This is a genomic window from Streptomyces sp. KM273126, assembly GCF_004337435.2.
GTDB lineage: Bacteria > Actinomycetota > Actinomycetes > Streptomycetales > Streptomycetaceae > Streptomyces > Streptomyces acidicola.
This window is the reverse complement of the sequence record NZ_SJXB02000001.1, coordinates 1,128,964-1,149,670: the sequence shown is the minus strand read 5'-3', so window position 1 is coordinate 1,149,670 and position 20,707 is coordinate 1,128,964. Positions and strand designations below refer to the sequence as shown.

19 protein-coding genes are annotated in these 20,707 nt (G+C 69.9%); 13 read left to right on the top strand and 6 right to left on the bottom strand.

The annotated features are described in order from the left end of the window. Positions 1-2: 2 nt before the first annotated feature. A complete protein-coding gene (locus E0500_RS04815) occupies positions 3-941 on the bottom strand; it encodes an MBL fold metallo-hydrolase (protein ID WP_131571116.1) in 939 nt (312 codons plus the stop codon). A 201-nt stretch (positions 942-1,142) separates the two neighbouring features. Here E0500_RS04815 and E0500_RS04810 point away from each other — a divergent pair, with 201 nt between their 5' ends. Next, on the top strand, positions 1,143-2,168 hold the full coding sequence (locus E0500_RS04810; protein WP_131571114.1) for an alcohol dehydrogenase: 1,026 nt from the start codon (positions 1,143-1,145) through the stop codon (positions 2,166-2,168). Between the two features lie 398 nt (positions 2,169-2,566). Here E0500_RS04810 and E0500_RS04805 read toward each other — a convergent pair whose 3' ends face one another. Beyond that, on the bottom strand, positions 2,567-2,788 hold the full coding sequence (locus E0500_RS04805) for a CarD family transcriptional regulator (protein ID WP_131571112.1): 222 nt from the start codon (positions 2,786-2,788) through the stop codon (positions 2,567-2,569). Positions 2,789-2,956: 168 nt separating this feature from the next. Beyond that, positions 2,957-4,696, bottom strand: a complete 1,740-nt coding sequence (locus tag E0500_RS04800; protein WP_165935226.1) for a phospholipid carrier-dependent glycosyltransferase — start codon at positions 4,694-4,696, stop codon at positions 2,957-2,959. 62 nt (positions 4,697-4,758) lie between these two features. On the opposite strand from E0500_RS04800, the gene rsmI reads away from it, so the two are divergent. From rsmI to E0500_RS04755, 9 genes are all read left to right on the top strand, one after another. Continuing rightward, positions 4,759-5,607 (top strand): 16S rRNA (cytidine(1402)-2'-O)-methyltransferase, encoded by an 849-nt coding sequence (rsmI, locus tag E0500_RS04795; RefSeq protein ID WP_131571109.1) that lies wholly within the window; start codon positions 4,759-4,761, stop codon positions 5,605-5,607. Positions 5,608-5,900: 293 nt separating this feature from the next. Then, positions 5,901-6,389, top strand: coding sequence for a hypothetical protein (locus tag E0500_RS04790; RefSeq protein ID WP_131571106.1), 489 nt, complete (start codon positions 5,901-5,903; stop codon positions 6,387-6,389). A 48-nt stretch (positions 6,390-6,437) separates the two neighbouring features. Beyond that, on the top strand, positions 6,438-7,373 hold the full coding sequence (locus tag E0500_RS04785) for a TatD family hydrolase (protein WP_220140445.1): 936 nt from the start codon (positions 6,438-6,440) through the stop codon (positions 7,371-7,373). 196 nt (positions 7,374-7,569) lie between these two features. Beyond that, on the top strand, positions 7,570-8,964 hold the full coding sequence (locus tag E0500_RS04780) for a resuscitation-promoting factor (RefSeq protein WP_131571119.1): 1,395 nt from the start codon (positions 7,570-7,572) through the stop codon (positions 8,962-8,964). Between the two features lie 280 nt (positions 8,965-9,244). After that, the gene (rsmA, locus tag E0500_RS04775) at positions 9,245-10,141 is read left to right on the top strand and encodes a 16S rRNA (adenine(1518)-N(6)/adenine(1519)-N(6))-dimethyltransferase RsmA (RefSeq protein WP_131572155.1); all 897 of its coding nucleotides are present in this window, start codon (positions 9,245-9,247) and stop codon (positions 10,139-10,141) included. Next, positions 10,138-11,046: a 4-(cytidine 5'-diphospho)-2-C-methyl-D-erythritol kinase gene (locus E0500_RS04770; RefSeq protein ID WP_131572156.1), complete on the top strand. Its 909-nt coding sequence runs from the start codon at positions 10,138-10,140 to the stop codon at positions 11,044-11,046. Before rsmA ends, E0500_RS04770 begins: the two co-directional genes overlap by 4 nt. 159 nt (positions 11,047-11,205) lie before the next feature. Next, the gene (locus E0500_RS04765; protein ID WP_131572157.1) at positions 11,206-13,017 is read left to right on the top strand and encodes an ABC-F family ATP-binding cassette domain-containing protein; all 1,812 of its coding nucleotides are present in this window, start codon (positions 11,206-11,208) and stop codon (positions 13,015-13,017) included. An 800-nt stretch (positions 13,018-13,817) separates the two neighbouring features. Further along, entirely contained in the window at positions 13,818-15,188 is a 1,371-nt protein-coding gene (locus tag E0500_RS04760) for a PQQ-binding-like beta-propeller repeat protein (RefSeq protein ID WP_258572620.1), read from the top strand. Between the two features lie 277 nt (positions 15,189-15,465). Beyond that, positions 15,466-16,173, top strand: coding sequence for a LuxR C-terminal-related transcriptional regulator (locus tag E0500_RS04755; RefSeq protein ID WP_131568578.1), 708 nt, complete (start codon positions 15,466-15,468; stop codon positions 16,171-16,173). A gap of 36 nt (positions 16,174-16,209) precedes the next feature. Here the strand turns inward: E0500_RS04755 and E0500_RS04750 are convergent, their stop codons facing one another. From E0500_RS04750 to E0500_RS04740, 3 genes are all read right to left on the bottom strand, one after another. Beyond that, complete coding sequence (locus E0500_RS04750) at positions 16,210-17,415, bottom strand: serine hydrolase domain-containing protein (protein WP_309504954.1); 1,206 nt, start codon at positions 17,413-17,415, stop codon at positions 16,210-16,212. Between the two features lie 469 nt (positions 17,416-17,884). Next, a complete protein-coding gene (locus tag E0500_RS04745; protein WP_131568576.1) occupies positions 17,885-18,085 on the bottom strand; it encodes a DUF397 domain-containing protein in 201 nt (66 codons plus the stop codon). Positions 18,086-18,093: 8 nt separating this feature from the next. Continuing rightward, the gene (locus tag E0500_RS04740; protein WP_131568574.1) at positions 18,094-18,945 is read right to left on the bottom strand and encodes a helix-turn-helix transcriptional regulator; all 852 of its coding nucleotides are present in this window, start codon (positions 18,943-18,945) and stop codon (positions 18,094-18,096) included. A 238-nt stretch (positions 18,946-19,183) separates the two neighbouring features. Between E0500_RS04740 and E0500_RS04735 the strand changes: the two genes are divergently transcribed. From E0500_RS04735 to E0500_RS43505, 3 genes are read left to right on the top strand one after another with little or no spacing between them, the layout of a single operon-like run. Then, entirely contained in the window at positions 19,184-19,615 is a 432-nt protein-coding gene (locus E0500_RS04735) for an ATP-binding protein (protein WP_131568572.1), read from the top strand. Between the two features lie 33 nt (positions 19,616-19,648). Further along, entirely contained in the window at positions 19,649-20,551 is a 903-nt protein-coding gene (locus tag E0500_RS04730; RefSeq protein ID WP_131568570.1) for a hypothetical protein, read from the top strand. Between the two features lie 21 nt (positions 20,552-20,572). After that, positions 20,573-20,698 carry a hypothetical protein gene (locus E0500_RS43505; RefSeq protein ID WP_258572618.1) on the top strand — a complete coding sequence of 42 codons (126 nt, stop codon included), beginning with the start codon at positions 20,573-20,575 and terminating at the stop codon, positions 20,696-20,698. Positions 20,699-20,707: the final 9 nt, after the last annotated feature.

Below are 20,707 nucleotides of genomic sequence, written 5' to 3'. Positions count from 1 at the left end.
CATCAGTCGTTCAACAGACTCCAGAGGACAGCGTTCGCGTTGTCCTTCAGGAAGATGTCGAATCCTCCCAGGCGATCCGCCCATGATTTCGGCATGATGTCGGCAGCCGTGTCGACGACCGTGTCGACATACACCTTGAGCCGCGCCTGCCGGTTTTCCGCGGGAACGTGCCGCACCGCATCGTTGTAGTCGACTATTTTCAGTGCTTTTTGGCCGGACGAATGCAGATCGGCGACGTACTGTTTCGTGATCTCGACATCCTCCGGCGTACCGAACTGCGACATGTGGCCCGTCACGATCGTGTCGAAGGGATAGTCGAGTATCCAGTTCAGCGCGGCGACATACGTCGGCACGTGCGCGGTGAACAGTAGCCGGAAAAAGGGAGCGGACTTGACGGTGAAGCTGTCGATCACCGCAAGGACCCGATGGTCCGGCGCGTGAACGAACAGATTCCCCGGCTGGTGGAAGTCGCCCGGGTATTCCAGCTCCAGGCGCTCTCCGCCCACGTTCAGGGTGTGATGGCGTCCGCTGAACGTTTCGGTCGGCAGCGGGCGATGCGGATCGTTCGCCATCTTGAGCAGGTTCCCGGTCAGTTCATGCGCGACCACCGTGGGGTTGCCCGGGAACAGGTCTGCTGAACCGGTGTGATCGGCGTGCGCATGGCTGTACACGAGGTGCGTCACGGGCTGCGTCGTCACCTCGCCGATGGCGGCCAGGAACCGGTCACCGAGGTCCCGTGGCGCGTCGAGCACCACAACTCCCCGCTTGGTCACCAGGAACATCGTGTTCACAAGGCCGCTGGTGATGCCGTAAAGGCCGCCTCCCAGGTCTGTCGTGAGGTAACCGGACGAGGGAATGTCCGGGCCGATCGCGAAGTCGGGCAGCGGCGCGAACGACGCCTTTTGCGTGAAGTGAACTTCCGTGCCGGATGAGTTACCCATTGTGGTTCCTTCCCGACACAGCAAGCTAACCACAGCCGTCAGCGGCAGGCATCACCTGTGAAATTCATGGCGCTGACCAGCTGAAACACCGCTCGACCAGGGGCGAATTCGCCGATGCGCCCGGTGCCCTCGGCGCGCACGATCGGCCCGCAACTGGTCTGCTGGTTGAGGGGGCTGCGTACGTGTTCTCCGGAGGAACGCATGAGTACCTATCGAGTCGCGCAGGTGACCGCCCCGGGCGGTACGTTCGAGCTGGCCGAGCGAGAGGTGCCGCGGCCGGGACCCTGCTATGTGAGGATCGCTGTGGAAGCGTGCGGCGTCTGCCACAGCGATTCGCTCTTCGTGAACGGCGCGGTACCGGGTGTGTCGTTCCCCGATGTTCCCGGGCACGAGATCGCCGGGCACATCGAGGAGTTGGGTGAAGGCCTTCAGGACCGTGGCTGGCAGGTCGGTGACCGGGTCGCGGTCGGCTGGTTCGGCGGCAGCTGCGGCTACTGCAAGCCCTGCCGGCAGGGCGACTTCATCGTGTGCCAGAACCTGAGGGTCCCGGGATGGACGTACGACGGAGGCTACGCCGAGAAGGTGATCGCGCCCGTCGACGCCCTGGCCCGGATCCCCGACGGGCTGGCGGCGAGCGATGCCGGGCCGATGGCCTGCGCGGGCGTGACCACGTACAACGGGCTGCGGCGCAGCTCCGCCCGGCCCGGCGATCTGGTCGCCGTGCTCGGCCTCGGCGGCCTCGGGCACCTCGGGGTGCGGTACGCGGTGGCGATGGGTTTCGAGACCGTGGGGATCGCCCGCGGCCCCGAGAAGGCCGACCTCGCCAAGCAGCTGGGCGCCCACCACTACATCGACAGCACCTCCGGCACCCCGGTCGGCGAGGCGCTGCAGTCCCTCGGCGGCGCCAAGGCCGTCCTGGCCACGGCCGGGAACTCGGAGGCCATCGCGGCCACCGTGGGCGGCCTGACCCACCGTGGCGAGCTGGTGGTCATCGGAGCGGCATCCGAACCGATGGGCATCATCCCGGCCCAGCTGCTCATGAGCGCCCTGGTCGTCCGGGGCCACCCGTCCGGCACCTCGCAGGACGTGGAGGACACGATGGCGTTCAGCGTCCTGCACGGCATCCGCCCGATGACGGAACCCGTGCCGCTGGACCGCGCCGACGACGCCTACCGGAAGATGCTCGCCGGAAAGGCCCGCTTCCGGATGGTGCTCACAACCGGCTGACGACAGGCCGACGCGGGCCTGGCGCACGGTCTCGGCTGAACGACGGTGAACGGGGCTGGATGAGAGGGGTACCGAGACGGCCGCACTCCTCACCGCAGCACCGGAGACGGTCCGGGCCGGCTGCCAAAGCCACTGCACTCGTCCCGGAGCTAAGCTGCCTTGGGCCGCGTGGCACGCATGCCCGAGGCGAGCCCCTGTACATCCTCTAGCAGGAAGGTCTCGCCTTCCCCGAAGTCCGGGGCCTGGAAGGGGTTTGTCGCCGGAGGCGGCGAGGCTGCAGTGGCACAGCGGGGCTGCCCTTCCAGGGCGGAGAACAGCGACGTCGGATCGATGAGAGGTCTCCCTTTCGTTACAGGTCCCTGAAGGGGCCTGGCGTGCCGTGACCGGGCACAGCGGTCCTACAGCTTGGTCATCTTGGCGTACGGGCTCAAGATCCGCATTTGCGCCGAGCCGAAATCCACGAGCGCCGCGATTCCATCCTCGATGCCGACTACCCGGCCGAGGCCGTACATGTCGTGTGTGACCTGGTCGCCCACGGCGAAGTGCTTGGGAGCAGGTGTGTCCGGGGCCTTGAAGGGGCTGGTGGGCAAATGACGCTTCGGTGCAGCAGGCTTTGTCATTGCCCCCAGTATGCGCCTACGCGTACCCCGTTGGCGCTGGCGTCCCACGTCCGCTGCATGTGAGCGGGGCGGGGTCGGGTGTTTCAGGAGTCGTTCCGGCGTCCGGCACCCGCACCAGTACCAGCCCCTGGCATGCGTCTGTGGGCCGTCCGAGGGGGAGCAGCCCAGCTAGACCCACGTATCCAGCCACATCCGAGCCCTCCACGAGTCGATCGGGATCGCGCTGCCTGTGTACAGCGGCCAGAAGTAGATGAAGTTCCACGCGATCAGGAGGACCAGGACGCCCGCGCCCGCCACGCCCGCGACGCGGCGGCGTTCCGTCGAGCCCGGGGGACCCAGGATCGCGCCGATCATCATGGCGACGGCCAGGCAGAGGAACGGGAGGAACACGATCGCGTAGAAGAAGAAGATCGTGCGCTCCTGGTACATGAACCAGGGGAGGTAGCCGGCCGCGATACCGCAGGCGATGGCGCCCGCGCGCCAGTCGCGGCGGAAGAACCAGCGCCACAGGATGTAGACCACGGCGAAGGCGGCGGCCCACCACAGCAGCGGCGTGCCGAGGGCCAGGACCTCGCGGGCGCACTTCTCGCCCGCGTCCGACGGGCAGCCGTCCTTGCCGGGCATCGGGGACTCGTAGAAGTACGAGACCGGGCGGCCGGCCACGATCCAGCTCCACGGGTTCGACTGGTACGTGTGCGGCGAGTGCAGGCCGACGTGGAACTGGTAGACCTCGTACTCGTAGTGCCACAGGCTGCGCACCCAGTCGGGCAGCCAGGTGAAGTTGCCGCCCTTGCCCGCGGTCGCCGCCCAGTTGCGGAAGTAGCCGCCCGAGCCGTCGTCGGGGGAGAGGATCCAGCCGGTCCAGGAGACCAGGTAGGTGGCGATGGCGACCGGGACCGTGGCCAGGAACGTGAGGCCCGTGTCGCGCTTGAGGACCGTCGCGTACGGGCGGTGCGCGCCCGCGACCCTGCGGGAGCCGACGTCCCACAACACCGCCATCAGGCAGAACGCGGCGATGACGTAGAGGGCGTTCCACTTGGTGCCGAAGGCCAGGCCCAGGCACAGGCCCGCCATCCAGCGCCAGGGGCGGGGACCGAAGCGGGTGGTCTCCGCCACATGCGCGTTCGGGCGGACCACCCCGTCGCCGTCCGGTGGCAGCGCGGCGGCGAGCCGTTCCCTCGTCCTGTCGCGGTCGATCACCAGGCAGCCGAACGCCGCCAGCACGAAGAACATCAGCACCTGGTCGAGCAGCGCCGTCCGGCTCATCACGAAGTGCAGCCCGTCCACCGCCATCAGCAGGCCCGCGAGACAGCCGAGGAACGTGGAACGGAACAGCCTGCGTCCGATGCGGCACAGGATCAGGACGGAGAGCGTCCCGAGCAGCGCCGGCATGAACCGCCAGCCGAACGGTGTGAACCCGAACAGCCACTCGCCGATGCCGATGACGTACTTGCCGACCGGCGGATGCACCACGTACGCGGCGTCCGTCGGGACCGAGACGTGACCGCCGGTCTGCAGGATGAGGTCGTTGGCGTTCTTGGCCCAGTTGACCTCGAAGCCGCGGTGGATGAGCGCCCACGCGTCCTTGGCGTAGTACGTCTCGTCGAATATCACCGCCTTCGGGCTGCCCAGGTTCCAGAACCGCACCAGCCCGGCGAGCAGCGTCACCAGCAGCGGCCCGCCCCATGCCGACCAGCGCGTGATCCGGGCGCCGACCTCCTCGCGCAGCCCGAGCACGGCCCACAGGCGCGGGCCGGGCCGGGTGTACGGGGGCACCAGACGGTCACGGACGTCGCCTCTCGGCCTCGCCGTGTATCCGAACCGGCGCAGCCTCTGCTGCCACGACGGCCGCTGCTCTTCGGTGGCCTGGCACTCCCGGGTGTCCATGTCGGACGCGGTACTGGTCACCGCGCCATCGTAGGGAACACGTCTGTGGGAGTCCCGCGTATGCCCCCTGCGAGGATGGAAACGTGACAGGAACCCTTGTGTTGGCAGGCACCCCCATCGGCGACATCGCGGACGCCCCGCCCCGGCTCGCCGAGGAACTGGCCGGGGCGGACGTGATCGCCGCCGAGGACACCCGGCGGCTGCGGCGCCTCACCCAGGCGCTGGGCGTGCAGCCCTCCGGACGGGTCGTGTCGTACTTCGAGGGCAACGAGTCCGCCCGTACGCCGGAGCTCGTCGAGGCGCTGGTGGAGGGCTCCCGCGTGCTGCTCGTGACGGACGCCGGCATGCCGTCGGTCTCCGACCCGGGGTACCGGCTGGTGGCCGCGGCCGTCGAGAAGGACATCCGTGTCACCGCAGTCCCGGGCCCGTCCGCCGTGCTCACCGCGCTCGCGCTGTCCGGGCTGCCCGTGGACCGGTTCTGCTTCGAGGGGTTCCTGCCCCGCAAGGCGGGCGAGCGGCTGTCGCGGCTGCGGGACGTGGCCGGGGAACGGCGCACGCTCGTGTACTTCGAGGCCCCGCACCGGCTGGACGACACCCTCGCGGCGATGGCCGAGGTGTTCGGGGCGGAGCGGCGGGCCGCGGTGTGCCGCGAGCTGACCAAGACGTACGAGGAGGTCAAGCGGGGGTCCCTGGGCGAGCTTGCATCCTGGGCCGCCGAGGGTGTGCGCGGGGAGATCACCGTCGTCGTGGAGGGTGCGCCCGAGAAGGGGGCCGAGGAGCTCGACGCCGATGAGCTGGTGCGCAGGGTGCGGGTGCGGGAGGAGGCGGGCGAGCGGCGCAAGGAGGCGATCGCGGCGGTGGCTGTGGAGGCGGGGGTGCCGAAGCGGGTGGTTTTCGACGCGGTGGTGGCGGCGAAGAGCTCCGCGGGGTGAGTCGGGCTTTAGGGCTTTAGGGACCGGCCTCAGGTCTGGATGCGCCCCTCTGATGCTCCCCTGCGCCCCATGCGCGGGTAAAGGCGCCCCGGTGTAAGCAAAGCTCGGGCTTTGCACCGGGAGCTCTCCCACAAGGAAAAGCCAAATCGGCTCCAACACTCGACAGGGCTGCTGCGCGCGTACCCGGAGCGGAGTCCACTGGGTGAGGGGACGCACCCGTCCCCCGCCTCCAACGGGATTCCGGGGGGAATCCCGCGCCGGGGGTGCTTGTCCAGCGGACAACAGGAGCTGGCATGACCGAGATCGCAGGGCAGATCGGCCACCGCGGCACGGCGACCGCAGTCGTCCACGAGTCCTATTCCTTCGCCTGCATGCGCTGCGGGCACGGCTGGGAGCAGTCGTACGAGATAGAGCACCACATAGACGGCCAGGGCCAGGAGTTCGTGATGTACGTCGCGGACGGACGGGTCGTCCCGTCGCCGCTGTCCAAGCCCACCTGCCAGAACTGCGACAACCACGTGGTGCGCATCATGCGGCCGGGACAGGTGTCCTCCGTGCAGAGCCACCTCCACGGGCAGTCCCGTTCGGTGCCCCGGCAGATCCCGGCGGACGAGGCGTCGTCCCCGGCGCGGGAGCCGGGGACGACGGGCCAGGAGCCGGCCGAGGGACAGGATTCGGCCGGGGGCCGGGAGCCCAAGGCGGCCAAGGGGGCCAAGGGGGCCAAGGACCACCACTGGCATCTGTCCGACCTGCTCCACCCGTTCCAGCGCAGGGCGAGCTGACGGCCACCGGGACGCCGTGAGGGCATGCCCCCTTCGTAGGATCGGGGCATGCCTTCGAACACCTCTGGCCGACGGGACGAGCAGGACGATCGGGTGAAGCGTGGTGAGCGGAACGAGCAGGACAAGAACTCCGCGCCCCCGCTCCCCGAGCCCCTCCGGGTGCCCGTCGCCGACTCGCACACCCACCTCGACATGCAGTCCGGCACGGTGGAGGAGGCCCTCGCCAAGGCCGCGTCGGTGGGTGTGACGACGGTCGTGCAGGTCGGCTGCGACGTGAAGGGCTCCCACTGGGCGGCCGACACGGCAGCGGCGCACGGGAACGTCCACGCGGCGGTCGCGCTGCACCCCAACGAGGCCCCGCGCATCGTCCACGGCGACCCCGACGGCTGGTCCCGGCAGGGCGCCCGGGAGCCGGGCGGGGCCACGGCCCTGGACGAGGCGCTCGCCGAGATCGACCGGCTGGCGGCGCTGCCGCACGTGAAGGCCGTGGGCGAGACCGGGCTCGACTACTTCCGCACCGGGCCCGAGGGCAAGGCGGCGCAGGAACGGTCCTTCCGGGCCCACATCGAGATCGCCAAGCGGCACGGCAAGGCCCTGGTCATCCACGACCGCGAGGCCCACGCCGACGTGCTGCGCATCCTCAAGGAGGAGGGCGCGCCGGACCGGACGGTCTTCCACTGCTACTCCGGCGACGCCGAGATGGCCGAGGTGTGCGCCGAGCACGGCTACTTCATGTCCTTCGCCGGCAACATGACCTTCAAGAACGCCCAGCCGCTCCGCGACGCCCTCTCCGTGGCCCCGCTGGAACTGGTCCTCGTGGAGACCGACGCGCCCTTCCTGACCCCGGCGCCGTACCGCGGTCGGCCCAACGCGCCGTATCTCATTCCGGTCACGGTGCGGGCCATGGCCGCGGTGCGGGGTATCGACGAGGACCCGCTGGCGACGGCGATCGGCGCGAACACCCGGCGGGCGTTTGATTACTGAGAGATAACGCTTCCGGCACAGCCGCTGGGCCATTCGAGTGACCAACGTCACTGGATGGCGGCCCGTGTCGCCACGCTGTGTAGTCGCGTTGCTTTGGGGAGTGACGACCGTTCCGTTAGGTTGCGGTCGCCCGGTCCGGCCTCCGGCCTTCGGCCTCCCCGAGGAGCGTGTCGTCGTGAGCAGAGCGCAGCACGAGATGTATGGCGAGACGTACGGCGAAAGGTACGGCGAGCCGTACGCCGAGCCGTACGGACTGAGCCCCATCCCTCCGCCGGAGCTGCATGACCTGCATGACCCGCATGACCCGCATGACGCGCATGACGCGCACGACCGGTACGAGGACACGTACCGTCCCGCCTACGAGGCGGCGGCCGAGCCGGTGGTGTCCCCTCCGGAGGACCGGGCGCCCAGCAGACCCGGCAAACCCGGCAAACCCAGCAATCCCGGCAGTCGGGCCCGGCCCCGGCGGGCCGCGCGCCGCAGACGCACCGTCGAGCGGCCCGTGCCGTTGCGCCGCCTGGTTCCGCAGGCGCTGGTGGTGGCGTTCCTCGCAGGTGGTACGACCGCCTTCGTCGCCAAGGACAAGGCGATCGAGCTGAGTGTCGACGGGAAGCCGCGCACCCTGCACACCTTCGCGGACGACGTGAGCGAACTACTCGCCGACGAGGGCGTCGCCGTGGGCGCCCACGACGTGGTGGCGCCCGCGCCGGGCACCGACCTGGCCAGCGGCGACGAGGTGGCGGTCCGCTACGGCCGGCCCGTACACCTCACCCTCGACGGGCAGCGGCGCCAGGTGTGGACGACGGCGCACACGGTGGACGGGGCGCTCGAACAACTGGGGGTGCGAGCGGAGGGGGCGTACGTATCGACCTCGCGCTCCCGGCGGATCGGGCGGGAGGGGCTGGCGCTGGACGTCCGCACCGAGCGTTCGGTCACGGTCATGGCGGACGGCCGCCCGCGGACGATCCGTACGAACGCGGCGACCGTGCGGGAGTCCGTGGAGCAGGCCGGGATCACGCTGAAGGGGCAGGACACGACGTCCGTTCCGCAGGACGGCTTTCCGCGGGACGGACAGACGATCACCGTGCTGCGGATCACCGGGGAGCGGGAGGTGCGCGAGGAGTCGATCCCCTTCGACGTGCTCCGGACGGACGACCCGTCCCTCTTCCAGGGCACGGAGGTCGTCGAGCGGGCCGGGCGTTCGGGCGTGCGCCGCGACACGTACTCCGTGCGCGTCGTCAACGGCGTCCGGCAGAAGCCGCGCCGTACCCGCTCCGAGGTGGTGCGCGAGGCCCGGACGCAGGTCGTGAAGGTGGGGACGAAGCCGGTGCCGACGTCCGTGCGGGGGGCCGACCACCTGAACTGGGCGGGGCTGGCGGCGTGTGAGTCCGGTGGGCGGCCGGGTGCGGTGGATCCCTCCGGGACGTACGGAGGTCTCTACCAGTTCGACTCCCGTACCTGGCAGAACCTCGGGGGTGTGGGGCGGCCCCAGGACGCGTCGGCGGACGAGCAGACGATGCGAGCGAAGAAGTTGTACGTACGCAGTGGGGCCAGCCCCTGGCCCCACTGCGGGAGGCGGCTGCACGGCTGATCCGGGGTTTCTTCCGCCCCCGCCGCCCCTACCCGTCCCATCCCTTCCCTGGGGGCTGCCGCCCCAGACCCCCGCCCGTTCCAGCCCCTCCGGCGTTTGAGGAGCAGGGGTCCGGGGGCCGGCCCCCGAGACGGGGTCCGGGGCAGAGCCCCGAAGCCCGGGGATCCAGGGGCGCAGCCCCCTCGGTGGGGTCGAAGGGGCGGAGCCCCTGGGGATGGGACGGGTAGGGGCGGCGGGGGCGAGAAACAACCCGGCACTCACCCACCCGTACCCTTGGGACGTGAGCAGCCCCACCCCCGACGCCCTCCTGGGCCCCGCCGACGTCCGCGAACTGGCGGGAGCCCTCGGCGTACGCCCCACCAAACAACGCGGCCAGAACTTCGTGATCGACGCCAACACCGTACGGCGGATCGTCCGCACCGCGGAGGTACGCCCCGACGACGTGGTGGTCGAGGTCGGCCCGGGACTCGGCTCGCTCACCCTCGCCCTGCTGGAGGTGGCCGACCGCGTCACCGCCGTCGAGATCGACGACGTACTCGCCGCCGCCCTCCCCACCACCATCACCACCCGCATGCCCGAGCGGTCCGACCGCTTCGCGCTGGTGCACTCCGACGCGATGCACGTACGCGAACTGCCGGGCCCCGCGCCCACGGCCCTCGTCGCCAACCTGCCCTACAACGTGGCCGTCCCGGTGCTCCTGCACATGCTGGAGACGTTCCCGAGCATCGAGCGCACGCTCGTCATGGTGCAGTCGGAGGTCGCCGACCGCCTCGCCGCCCCGCCCGGTTCCAAGGTGTACGGCGTTCCGTCCGTGAAGGCCAACTGGTACGCCGAGGTCAAGCGAGCGGGCGCCATCGGCCGCAACGTCTTCTGGCCCGCGCCCAATGTCGACAGCGGTCTCGTCTCGCTCGTCCGGCGAGCGGAGCCGGTCAGGACCGCGGCCTCGCGGCGGGAGGTCTTCGCCGTCGTCGACGCCGCGTTCGCGCAGCGCCGCAAGACGCTGCGCGCCGCCCTCGCCGGCTGGGCGGGGTCTGCCGCCGCGGCCGAGGCCGCCCTCGTGGCCGCCGGGGTCTCGCCGCAGGCGCGCGGGGAGTCCCTCGCCGTCGAGGAGTTCGCCCGTATCGCGGAGCACCGTTCCGCGCAGAACACAGAGCCCAAGGAGCCGGTCCAGCAGTGAGCGTCACGGTACGCGTCCCCGCCAAGGTCAATGTCCAGCTCGCGGTGGGCGGCGCCCGCCCCGACGGCTTCCACGACCTGGCCAACGTCTTCCTGGCCGTCGGCCTGTACGACGAGGTCACCGCCACTCCGGCCGACGAGCTGCGCATCACGTGCGCGGGGCCGGGCGCCGACCAAGTCCCCCTGGACCGTACGAACCTGGCGGCCCGCGCCGCCCTCGCCCTCGCCGGACGGCACGGCCTCGATGCCGCCGTGCACCTGCACATCGCCAAGGACATCCCGGTCGCGGGCGGCATGGCGGGCGGCAGTGCGGACGCGGCCGGAGCGCTGGTGGCGTGCGACGCGCTGTGGGCCCTGAACACCTCCCGGGACGAACTCCTCGACATCTGCGCCGAGTTGGGCAGCGACGTACCCTTCAGCCTGGTCGGTGGCGCCGCGCTCGGCACCGGAAGGGGCGAGCAACTCCGGCCCCTCGACGTGGGCGGCACCTTCCACTGGGTGTTCGCCGTCGCGGACGGAGGCCTCTCGACCCCGGCCGTCTACCGGGAGTTCGACCGCCTCACGGAAGGCACCGAGGTTCCCGAGCCCCTCGCCTCCCAGGAACTGCTCGACGCCCTCGCCAAGGGCGACCCCACCGCCCTGGCGACCGCCCTCTCCAACGACCTCCAGCCCGCGGCGCTCTCCCTCTTCCCGTCGCTCGCCGACACACTGGCCGCCGGTCGCGCCGCCGGCGCCCTCGCCGGCCTCGTCTCCGGCTCCGGGCCCACCACGGCGTTCCTGGTACGGGACGCCGAGAGCGCCGCCGAGGTCGCCGAGTCCCTCCTCGGCTCCGGTACGTGCCGCACCGCTCGTACCGCGACGTCCCCCGCGCCGGGAGCGACCGTGGTCGGGCGTGTCACTGGCTGAGGCCGTCAAGGCCGTCAAGGCCGACGGCGGGGCCCGGGGTAGGCAGCCCCAGGGAAGGGACGGGAACGGGAAGAGGCGGCGGGGGCGAAACAGCCCGGCGGGCAGCCGGACGCGACGCGTACCCTGGAGGGTCGATCCACCCCTGCGCTCAGGAGAGTAATGGCCGTCAACCTCGTCAATGTCGAGAACGTCAGCAAGGTGTACGGCACCCGCGCCCTGCTCGACGGAGTCTCCCTCGGCGTCTCGGAAGGCGACCGCACCGGCGTGGTCGGACGCAACGGCGACGGCAAGACGACCCTCATCCGCATGCTCGCCAAGCTGGAGGAGGCGGACACCGGCCGCGTCACCCACTCCGGAGGACTCCGCCTCGGCGTCCTCACCCAGCACGACTCCCTCGACCCCGAGGCCACCGTCCGCCACGAGGTCATCCGCGACCTGGCCGACCATGAGTGGGCGGGCAACGCCAAGATCAGGGACGTCCTCACCGGCCTCTTCGGCGGACTCGACCTTCCCGGCTTCCCGCAGGGACTCGACACCGTCATCGGCCCCCTCTCCGGAGGCGAGCGCCGCCGTATCGCCCTCGCCAAACTGCTCATCGAGGAGCAGGACATCCTCATCCTCGACGAGCCCACGAACCACCTCGACGTCGAGGGCATCTCCTGGCTCGCGAACCACCTGCGCGAGCGCCGCTCCGCCCTCGTCTGCGTCACCCACGACCGCTGGTTCCTCGACCAGGTCTGCACCCGCATGTGGGACGTCCAGCGCGGCGCGGTCTACGAGTACGAGGGCGGCTACTCCGACTACGTCTTCGCCCGCGCCGAACGCGAGCGCATCGCCGCCACCGAGGAGGTCAAGCGCCAGAACCTGGTCCGCAAGGAACTGGCCTGGCTGCGGCGCGGCGCCCCCGCCCGCACCTCCAAGCCGCGCTTCCGCGTCGAGGCCGCCAACGAACTGATCAAGGACGTGCCGCCGCCGCGCGACAGCAGCGAACTGATGAAGTTCGCGAGCTCCCGCCTCGGCAAGACGGTCTTCGACCTGGAGAACGTGACGGTCCAGGCCGGCCCCAAGGTGCTGCTCAAGCACCTCACCTGGCAGCTCGGCCCCGGCGACCGCTTCGGCCTCGTCGGAGTGAACGGCGCCGGCAAGACCTCGCTGCTGCGGGCCCTCGCGGACGCGGCGCGCTCCGCGGGCGAGGAACAGCCCGCCGCGGGCCGGGTCGCTGTCGGCAAGACCGTCAAGCTCGCCTACCTCTCCCAGGAGGTCGCCGAACTCGACCCGAACTTGCGGGTGCTGGAGGCCGTGCAGCAGGTCCGCGACCGGGTCGACCTCGGCAAGGGCCGCGAGCTGACCGCGGGCCAGCTGTGCGAGACGTTCGGCTTCGGCAAGGAGAAGCAGTGGACGCCGGTCGGCGACCTGTCGGGTGGTGAGCGCCGGCGGCTCCAGCTGCTCCGCCTGCTCATGGACGAGCCGAACGTCCTCTTCCTCGACGAGCCCACCAACGACCTCGACATCGAGACCCTCACCCAGCTGGAGGACCTCCTCGACGGCTGGCCCGGCTCGATGGTCGTCATCTCCCACGACCGGTTCTTCGTCGAGCGGACGACGGACCGGGTGTACGCGCTGCTCGGTGACGGTGCGTTGCGGATGCTGCCGCGCGGAATCGACGAGTACATCGAACGGCGCCACGCGATGGAGGAGAGCGCGGCGAGGGCGGCCGCGCCCGCACCGGGCGCGGAGAAGGCGGCACCGGAGAAGAGCGCGGCCGACCAGCGGGCCGCGAAGAAGGAACTGCAGAAGATCGAGCGGCAGTTGGACAAGATCTCCGAGAAGGAGACGAAGCTGCACGCGGCGATCGCCGAGAACGCCACGGACTTCGCGAGGGTGGCTGAACTGGACGCGGAGTTGCGGGACCTGGCGGGGCAGCGCGAGGAGTTGGAGCTGCGCTGGCTGGAGCTGGCAGAGGAAGCGTGACCGCTCCGCTTCCAAGGGCCGTCTTGAAACCGACGGTTTCATGTCGCGTGAAGCGACCGTGAAGGAGCATAACGAGGGCATCACGGGCCGGTCCTCCCTTGGGAACGAGGGAGTGACCGGCCCGTGCGTGAGAGCCTCGCGGCGGTGGGCAGTGGTAGAAAGAGCCGTCTGGGAACACTCCGAGAACCAACACCTCGCGTGACAGCGGGTGGCTCAAAAGCAGCGAAGAGGGGGAGCGCGCTGATGACTCAGCCGCCCAATCAGCCGCCGCAGGGCGGCTTCGGCCCACCGCCGGGGCAACCACCACAGGGACAGGCACCGCCGCCACCACAGGGACAGGCACCGCCGCCACCGCAGGGGCCGCCGCCCCCGCCTCCGCAGCAGCCGCCCGCCGCGCCCCCACAGCCGCCGCAGGGCGGCTTCGGTGCGCCCGCCCCGGGTTACGGCTACCCCCAGGCGCCCCAACAGCCCCAGCAACCGCCGCAGCATCCCCAGCCACCCCAGGCCCCTCCGCCGCCCGCGCCGCCACAGGCCGCCGGCTACGGCGCCCCGGGCCAGCAGCCCCCGTACGGCCAGCCGCCCGCGTACGGCCAGCAGTCCCCCTACGGCCAGCAGTCCCCCTACGGCGAGCTGCCCCCTACGGCCAGCCGCCGTACGGCTACCCGCAGCCGACCCCGCCCCAGCAGCCCCAAGTCGGCCTGGGCGGCCAAGTCGGCCAGGGCGGGCGGAAGGTCAACTCCCAGCTGGTCATCATCGTCGCGGCCGTCGCCGCCATCGCGCTGATCATCGGTGGTGGCGTCTTGTACGCGTCCTCCGGCGACAAGGACGCCGACGGCAAGAACAACTCCGCGGACTCCGGCGGCGTCACCGGAGGCGCGGACGCGGGAACGGGCGGCACGTCCGGCGGCGGGGACAACGGTGCACAGGAGAAGGTGCCGTCCAACACCAGCGCCCAGCTCCTGTTCGATCTGCCCGCGCCCGAGATCAAGGACCGGCAGCAGGTCGACAGCATCAAGGGCTCCTGGCTCACCGACTCGGTGTACGTCAAGGGCGGCGTCTCCAAGATCGTGGGCCACGACCCCGACAACGGCGACGTCCGGTGGACGCTCCCGCTGGCCGGCCAGACCTGTGCGGCCTCGCGCGAGGTCAGCGCCGACGGGGTCGCCGTGGTCGTGCACGAGGAGAAGAAGCGCGACAGTAAGGGCCTTGCCCAGCCCTGCACCGGGATCACCGCCTTCCGGGTGGCCGACGGCAAGAAACTGTGGACGCGGAACGCCGAACTCAGCGGCGCGGCCGTGGCCTTCACCCAGGTCACCATCTCCGGCTCCACGGCAGCGGTGGGCGGTCTCTACGGAGGCGCCGCGTTCGACGTGAACACCGGCAAGCCCCTGTGGGCGCCGAAGGTCAGCGAGTGCGTGGACGTCGGCTACGCCGGCGGCACCCAGCTCATCGCGGTCCGCAAGTGCGGCGACTTCGGCGACGAGCAGTACGAGGTACAGCTCCTCGACCCGAAGTCCGGCTCCAGCAAGTGGAGTTACAAACTGCCCGCCGGCATCGACAACGCCAAGGTGATCTCCACCGAGCCGGTCGTCTTCGGTGTGGACTCGGGCGAGATCACCGCCTCCGGCTTCACGGACGTCTTCTCGCTGGACGACAACGGCAAGCTCCGTACGAAGATCACGACCCCGAAGGGCAAGTACAAGTCCGACTGCGCTGTCGGCGAGGTCTGGGACTGCAAGGGGGTCACGGTCGGCAACGACAAGCTGTACGTGGTGACCGAGGAGCACAGCGGCAGCGGCACCGCCCAGACCAACGAGATCGTGTCCTTCTCGCTGGCCACCGGCAAGGCCACCGGTGAACGCGTCGACGCGGGCGACGGCTACGCGCTGTTCCCGATCCGCATGGACGGGCCGAACATCATCGCCTTCAAGGACGGCCCGTACAACAAGGGCGCCCAGGTCGTCTCCGTCGACACCTCCACGCTGAAGACCACCAAGCTCCTGGAGACCCCGGCCTCCCGGGAGACGCTCATGGCGATCAGCAGCATGGTCCCGGATTCCGCCGAGCTCCTTTACAGCAACGGGCGGTTCTTCATGGGCAAGGAACTCGCCGGCAAGGCGTACTCCCCGGACGACAAGAGGTACGCGGCGCTCGCCTTCGGCGCGAAGTGATCCCCATTCGGTGCCGTGCAACCCCATGCGCCCCCGGGCCCCTGCGGAACGGCCCCGTCCCTGCTCAGGGGCGGGGCCGAGCACTTACCCCTCATCACTCTCGAATGGGAGGGATTTCGGTAATCTCGGGCACTTCTCCCGCAGAGGGGGAGCGCAACGTCGAACAAGCGTGTAGCTTCCGGGGGCATGAAGAGCGGGGGAGTCAAGGGGGATCTGTTCGTGGGGACCAGTGGGCAGCCATAGTGGTGCGCCATTGGGGGGACTGGGGGGTTGCTCGATGGGAGTGCGGCTCATGGTGGTCGACGACCACCGATTGCTCGCCGAGGCACTGGCCTCGGCGCTGAAGCTGCGCGGGCACAGGGTGCTCGCCGCGGCGGCGCCCGCCGCGGGGGCGGCGGAACTGGTGATCACCCGGGCACCTGAAGTGTGCCTGTTCGGTACGGCGGCACCCGCCGAGCCGGGGATCTTCGATCCGGTGGTGCGGATCAAACGGGAGCGCCCGCAGGTGGCGGTGCTGGTCCTCGGACCGGTGCCGAGCCCGCGCGGCATAGCGGCGGCGTTCGCGTCGGGCGCGTCGGGGTACGTACGGCACGACGAGCGCATAGAGGGCGTCGAGCGCGCGATCATGAAGGCACGGGCGGGCGAGGCGGCGGTCGCACCCGCCCTCCTCCAGGGCGCCTTCAGCGAACTGCTCAACCCGGCCGCCCAGCCCGACGACGAGGGCCAGCGCCTGCTCCAGATGCTGACCCCGCGCGAGGTCGAGGTACTGGTCCGCGTCGCCGACGGCGAGGACACCCGCCTGATCGCGGCCGGCATGGGCATCGCCCCGTCCACGGCCCGCACCCACGTCCAGCGCGTCCTGATGAAGCTGGGGGTCGGATCGCGCCTGGAGGCAGCGGCGCTGGCGGCCCGCACGGGTCTGCTGGACCGCGCGGGCCCAGTGCCGCACTCGGCTCCTGAGACGGGCGCCGGGCCGGAGCCGTAACTGACTGGCGGCCCGGCACCAAGGCGTCTGCGTCCGTCAGGGCCGAGGCTTCCCTGACCGTGCGCACAAGGCGTGGTCGATCAGGTCCGTGACGCCCCGGATCTGGCGTACGGCCGTGTTCTCGTCGGCGGGTCGGCTATGGACGGCGACCGCGACCGCGGTCCGGCCGTCTGGCGTGGCCGCGGGCCACGCCAGATAACCGAAGCCGCTGCCACTGTGGCCCCAGTAGCCGCCGCCGCAGGTCAGTGGAGTCCACTCCAGGCCCAGCCCGTAGCGCTCGCCCGGCACCTCTCCGGGGGCGTCGGGTACGGCGGCCGTGCGTTGCATCTCGGCGAGTTGGGCAGGGCTGAGGAGTTCGCCACTCAGGAGGGCCGAGAAGAAGCGGTTGGTGTCGGCGGTCGTGCTGATGATCGAGCCGTCGGCGTCTCCGTCGAAGGGGAGGTAGGCAATGGTCGTGTCCGTCATCGGGCCGGGTCCGGACTGGTCGAACTGTTGGTAGTTACGGCTGTGGGGGTGGGGGAGGTATGGGTTGTCGCCCGGGGTGGAGGTGTGCGTGAGTCGCAGCGGGCGCAGGATGCGTGACCTCACCTCCTGGTCCCAGGACCTGCCGGTGACCGACTTGATGACCATCCCGGCCAGGATGTAGTTGGTGTTGGAGTACTCCCAGCGCGTCCCCGGCTCGAAGACCGGCGGGTGCGTCATGGCGAACGCGACGCGCTGCCGCGAGGTGTACGTCGTCCAGCGGTGCTCACGGTATCCGTCGGCGCTCATGTCGGGGAGGACGTCCGCGATGTAGTCGGGCAGGCCGCTGGTGTGCTGGAGGAGCTGGCGCACGGTGATACGGCGGCCGTCGTTGCCATTGCCTCGGACCACCCCCGGCAGCCACCGGTCCACGGTGTCGTCGAGGGACAGTCGCCCTTCGCCGACGAGTTGGAGGAGGACGGTCGCGACGTACGTCTTCGTGGTGCTGCCGATGCGGATGTACTCGGACGGGGGTACGGGGGCCTGGGTGGCGAGGTCGGCCAATCCGCTGCGGGCGGTTAGGGTGCCGCGTGGTGTGTCCAGACGCACGGACACCCCTGTCACCCCGGTGTCGCGCAACGCGTCGGCGTCTCGTTGGAGGGGGGACGACTCCGCTTGTGCGCGGACTGGGGCGAAGGCCGCCAGGAGCGCGAAGGCGACGGCTGCGGCTGCCGCCGCTGCGGTAGTACGGCGGACGGCGTGGCGGATGGTCATGGGCATGGGGCCACGGTAGGAACGCGCCTGCAGAGCACACCATCTGGCGGGCTCCAGTCTGTCGCCGGGGGTTTGCCTCAGTCCGTCGTCGGGGCCGCCCCAGGTCCCTCGGCGACAGCACGTGGTACACCGTCTCCCGTATGCCGACTCTTCGAACTGCCATCTCTTCGAACTTGAGCGGTGCGCGCGGAGCGAAGGTGCCCGACCGGTGAGGCGCGAGAGTGCGGCACTCGGCGCTGATGTGTCACATTTCTGCGAGATGGGTCACGTCCACAGACGTGGTGTAGGGCGACTGCGGGCAGGCCATCGAATCCGCGGGTGCGACACATTTCCCGAATGTGTCGCAGTTCAGCCGGCACACCACCCCCGTGGACGCGGCCGTGAGATGGAACGCCCGCGGGCAGGCGTCGGTGCCGTCAGTACCCCCGGCGGTGCTGCTTCGCTGGTCCGGAGTGCAGTCCGACTGCGCTGAGGGTCAGAGGCGCGCGGCGAACCTGCCGGTCCTTATGCCGCGCAGGAGGTGGGCGAGAGGGCGGGGGGTTGTGGTGAGTTCGGTGGTGGGGGTGTCGCTTTCGCGGAGGTGGATGATGGCGGGGGTGGAGGTGAGTTCGATGCAGTTGTTGCCGTCGCCGCTTCCCGAGAAGGACGACTTCTGCCAGCTGCCAAGGGTGGTCACGGCGCTCCTCACAGTTCCTTCGTCAGCCTGTGGATGAAGTCACGCGACCGCTCGGGTTCGAGTGACGCTGCCTCCACTTTACGGAAGAGCGTTCGAAAGGCGCTGAGTTGGGCTTCGGAGTCGATGAAGGCTGCGCCATGCGGTGCGTCGCGTGCCGCTGTGTCCAGCTTGGGCACTGCACCGCCCGCATACATCATGGCGTTCGTGGCCCCAGCGAAGCGGTCCAGATCGAAGGGAATGACTCGCACGGTGATGTGGTCCGCATCGGAGAGTTCCAGGATGCGGGCGAGCTGAGTTCGGGCAGCGGCCTGGTCTGCAACTCTGATGCGTAGCGCGGCTTCATGGATGACCGCTTCGTAAGGGATTGGCGTAGGGCCTTCGAAGATGGCTTTGCGTTCCATGCGGTGGCGGACGCGTAGCTCAAGGTCGCTCTCGGGGAGTTCAGGGACACGGTACGAGAAGATGGCGCGGGCGTAGTCCTCCGTCTGGAACAGGCCGGGGACGTGTAGGAACTCCACATCGAATCGGTATGTGGAGTGGTGCTCCAGCTCGGCGAGATCCAGGAACGTCGTGGGTAGCAGGCCTCGGTACTTCTCCCACCAGCCGCGTGTCCGATCGGCTGCCATGGCCGCCAATGCCGCGATCAACTCGTTGTCCGTGCAGGAATAGTGAGCGGCGAGTTGTCGTACACGTGCCTCGCTCACGCCCGCGACCCCGAACTCGATCTGACTCACCTGAGCTGAGTCCGTCCCGAGCAGCGCGGCTGCTTCACGTCCCTTGAGGCCTGCGGCCTCACGCAATTTCCGCAGTTCAGCGCCTAGGCGCTCCTGACGTGCGGTGGGCTGCTGCCTGCGCGGCATGACTTCCTCCCTGCCCCCGAACTGCCATAAGACAGTGACTCGTTCGAGCGGCAGATTACGACAACGACTTGCATGGGCCCAAATTGGGTCCCTGCCGTCAGTGACGCGACGCGCACGCTGTGGAAACTCCGGGAGCCCCGGAAGTGCACCACTCCGTCCTGCCGTGACGGCTGCGGCAATGCCACCGCCCCCGACCGCTGCGATCTGCCACCCCCTTCCGCCTGAACGGAGTTCACCCATGCCCGAAACCGAACCCCACGCGATCGGCGACCCCTGGGCGTACTGGCTCCACATCCCGAACGACCCCCGAGCCGTCACCATCAGCCGCCGCACCCTCCGGCTGATCCTCACCATGCACGGCCTGATCCGCCTCGTCGACACCGCCGAACTGCTGGCCACGGAGCTGGTTTCCAACGCCGTACGCCACGCCAAGGGCCCCGCCGCCCTCCGCCTCACCTGGAGGGACGGCGTCCTTCGCGTCGGTGCCTGGGACGCGGATCCCGAACCACCGGAACCGCCTTGCCCCTTGGACCAGCTCGCTGACCTGGACATCGAAGGAGGGCGCGGCCTCGTACTCGTCCGCTCCTGCGCCGACCTGTGGGGGCGGCAGCCGCTGGCCAGGGGCGGCAGCCGGGGCAAGTTCGTGTGGTGTGACCTCGCCGCTGCGTAGCGCGTTGATCACGTCGGACAGAAAGGAGAGCCGATGGTCGGCTCGTCGCACGAGGCGCTGCACCGGATCTGCCAGAAGGAGCCAGCGGGGTTCACGCGCACTCTGCAGCGTGTGCTGCACATTCCCTTTCCCGAACCGCGTGACTTCGCGGTTCTGAACGCGGACCTGACGGAGATCGAGCCGGTTGAGCGGCGCGTGGACACGCTGTTACGGGCGGAGACGGACGAGGGGACGTATCTCCTGGTCATCGAGTCCCAGGGCAAGCGGGACGACAACAAGCGCGGGAGCTGGGCTTACTACCTGTCGTACTTGTACGCGAAGTACCGATGGGAGCCGGTGTTGGTCGTCCTGACCCAGAGCAGGTCCACGGCCCGCTGGGCGACACGGCCGATCCGCCTGGGACTGCCCGGCTGGCACTCGCTCACCGTACGGCCGCTCGTACTGAGCCCGGAGAACGTGCCGCTGATCACTGACGAGGCTGAGGCCAAGCGGGACGTGTTCCTCGCGGCCTTCTCGGCGATGACGCACGGCAAAGGGCGAGGCGCCGCTGCCATACTGAAGCCGCTGGCGGCAGCCTTGGCGACCACCGAGACGGACAGCGCGGGGATGATCGCGCAGTTCGTCGAGTCGTGCTTGATCGATGCGCAGGCGAAGCAGATCTGGAAGGAGCTGATGATGCCGGTTAACTACTTCTTCCGGCACGAGGTCGCCGAGAAGGTCCGTGAAGAGGGCCGTGAGGAAGGCCGAGAAGAGGGGGTCGAGCAGGAGCGCGCGGCGATGGTGCTCAGGATCCTCGACTGGCGTGGCATCCCGGTTCCGGACTCCGTTCGTGAGCGGGTGAAGACATGCTCAGATCTGGAACAGCTCGACCTCTGGGCCCAACGGGCCGTCCGCGCGACGAACGCGGAGGAGTTGTTCGGTGACGACGGAGTCTGACTCGGGGCTGGCGTACGCCGAATGCCCGACGCCGTCCGCGATCGGCTGACGGTCTGCCGTGACCTCGACCAGCTCCGGGCATGGGTGGACCGCGCACTGAACGCGGCAGATCCCGCCGACCTGTTCACGCTGGAGCAGCCCGCATAACGGCACGTG

Excerpts from the sequence above, each read along its gene's own strand:
- E0500_RS04815 (WP_131571116.1), bottom strand. The coding sequence starts at position 941 with ATGGGTAACTCATCCGGCACGGAAGTTCACTTCACGCAAAAGGCGTCG.
- E0500_RS04810 (WP_131571114.1), top strand. The coding sequence starts at position 1,143 with ATGAGTACCTATCGAGTCGCGCAGGTGACCGCCCCGGGCGGTACGTTC.
- E0500_RS04805 (WP_131571112.1), bottom strand. The coding sequence starts at position 2,788 with ATGACAAAGCCTGCTGCACCGAAGCGTCATTTGCCCACCAGCCCCTTC.
- E0500_RS04790 (WP_131571106.1), top strand. The coding sequence starts at position 5,901 with ATGACCGAGATCGCAGGGCAGATCGGCCACCGCGGCACGGCGACCGCA.
- E0500_RS04785 (WP_220140445.1), top strand. The coding sequence starts at position 6,438 with ATGCCTTCGAACACCTCTGGCCGACGGGACGAGCAGGACGATCGGGTG.
- E0500_RS04780 (WP_131571119.1), top strand. The coding sequence starts at position 7,570 with ATGTATGGCGAGACGTACGGCGAAAGGTACGGCGAGCCGTACGCCGAG.
- E0500_RS04765 (WP_131572157.1), top strand. The coding sequence starts at position 11,206 with ATGGCCGTCAACCTCGTCAATGTCGAGAACGTCAGCAAGGTGTACGGC.
- E0500_RS04755 (WP_131568578.1), top strand. The coding sequence starts at position 15,466 with ATGGGAGTGCGGCTCATGGTGGTCGACGACCACCGATTGCTCGCCGAG.
- E0500_RS04750 (WP_309504954.1), bottom strand. The coding sequence starts at position 17,415 with ATGCCCATGACCATCCGCCACGCCGTCCGCCGTACTACCGCAGCGGCG.
- E0500_RS04740 (WP_131568574.1), bottom strand. The coding sequence starts at position 18,945 with ATGCCGCGCAGGCAGCAGCCCACCGCACGTCAGGAGCGCCTAGGCGCT.
- E0500_RS04735 (WP_131568572.1), top strand. The coding sequence starts at position 19,184 with ATGCCCGAAACCGAACCCCACGCGATCGGCGACCCCTGGGCGTACTGG.
- E0500_RS04730 (WP_131568570.1), top strand. The coding sequence starts at position 19,649 with ATGGTCGGCTCGTCGCACGAGGCGCTGCACCGGATCTGCCAGAAGGAG.
- E0500_RS43505 (WP_258572618.1), top strand. The coding sequence starts at position 20,573 with ATGCCCGACGCCGTCCGCGATCGGCTGACGGTCTGCCGTGACCTCGAC.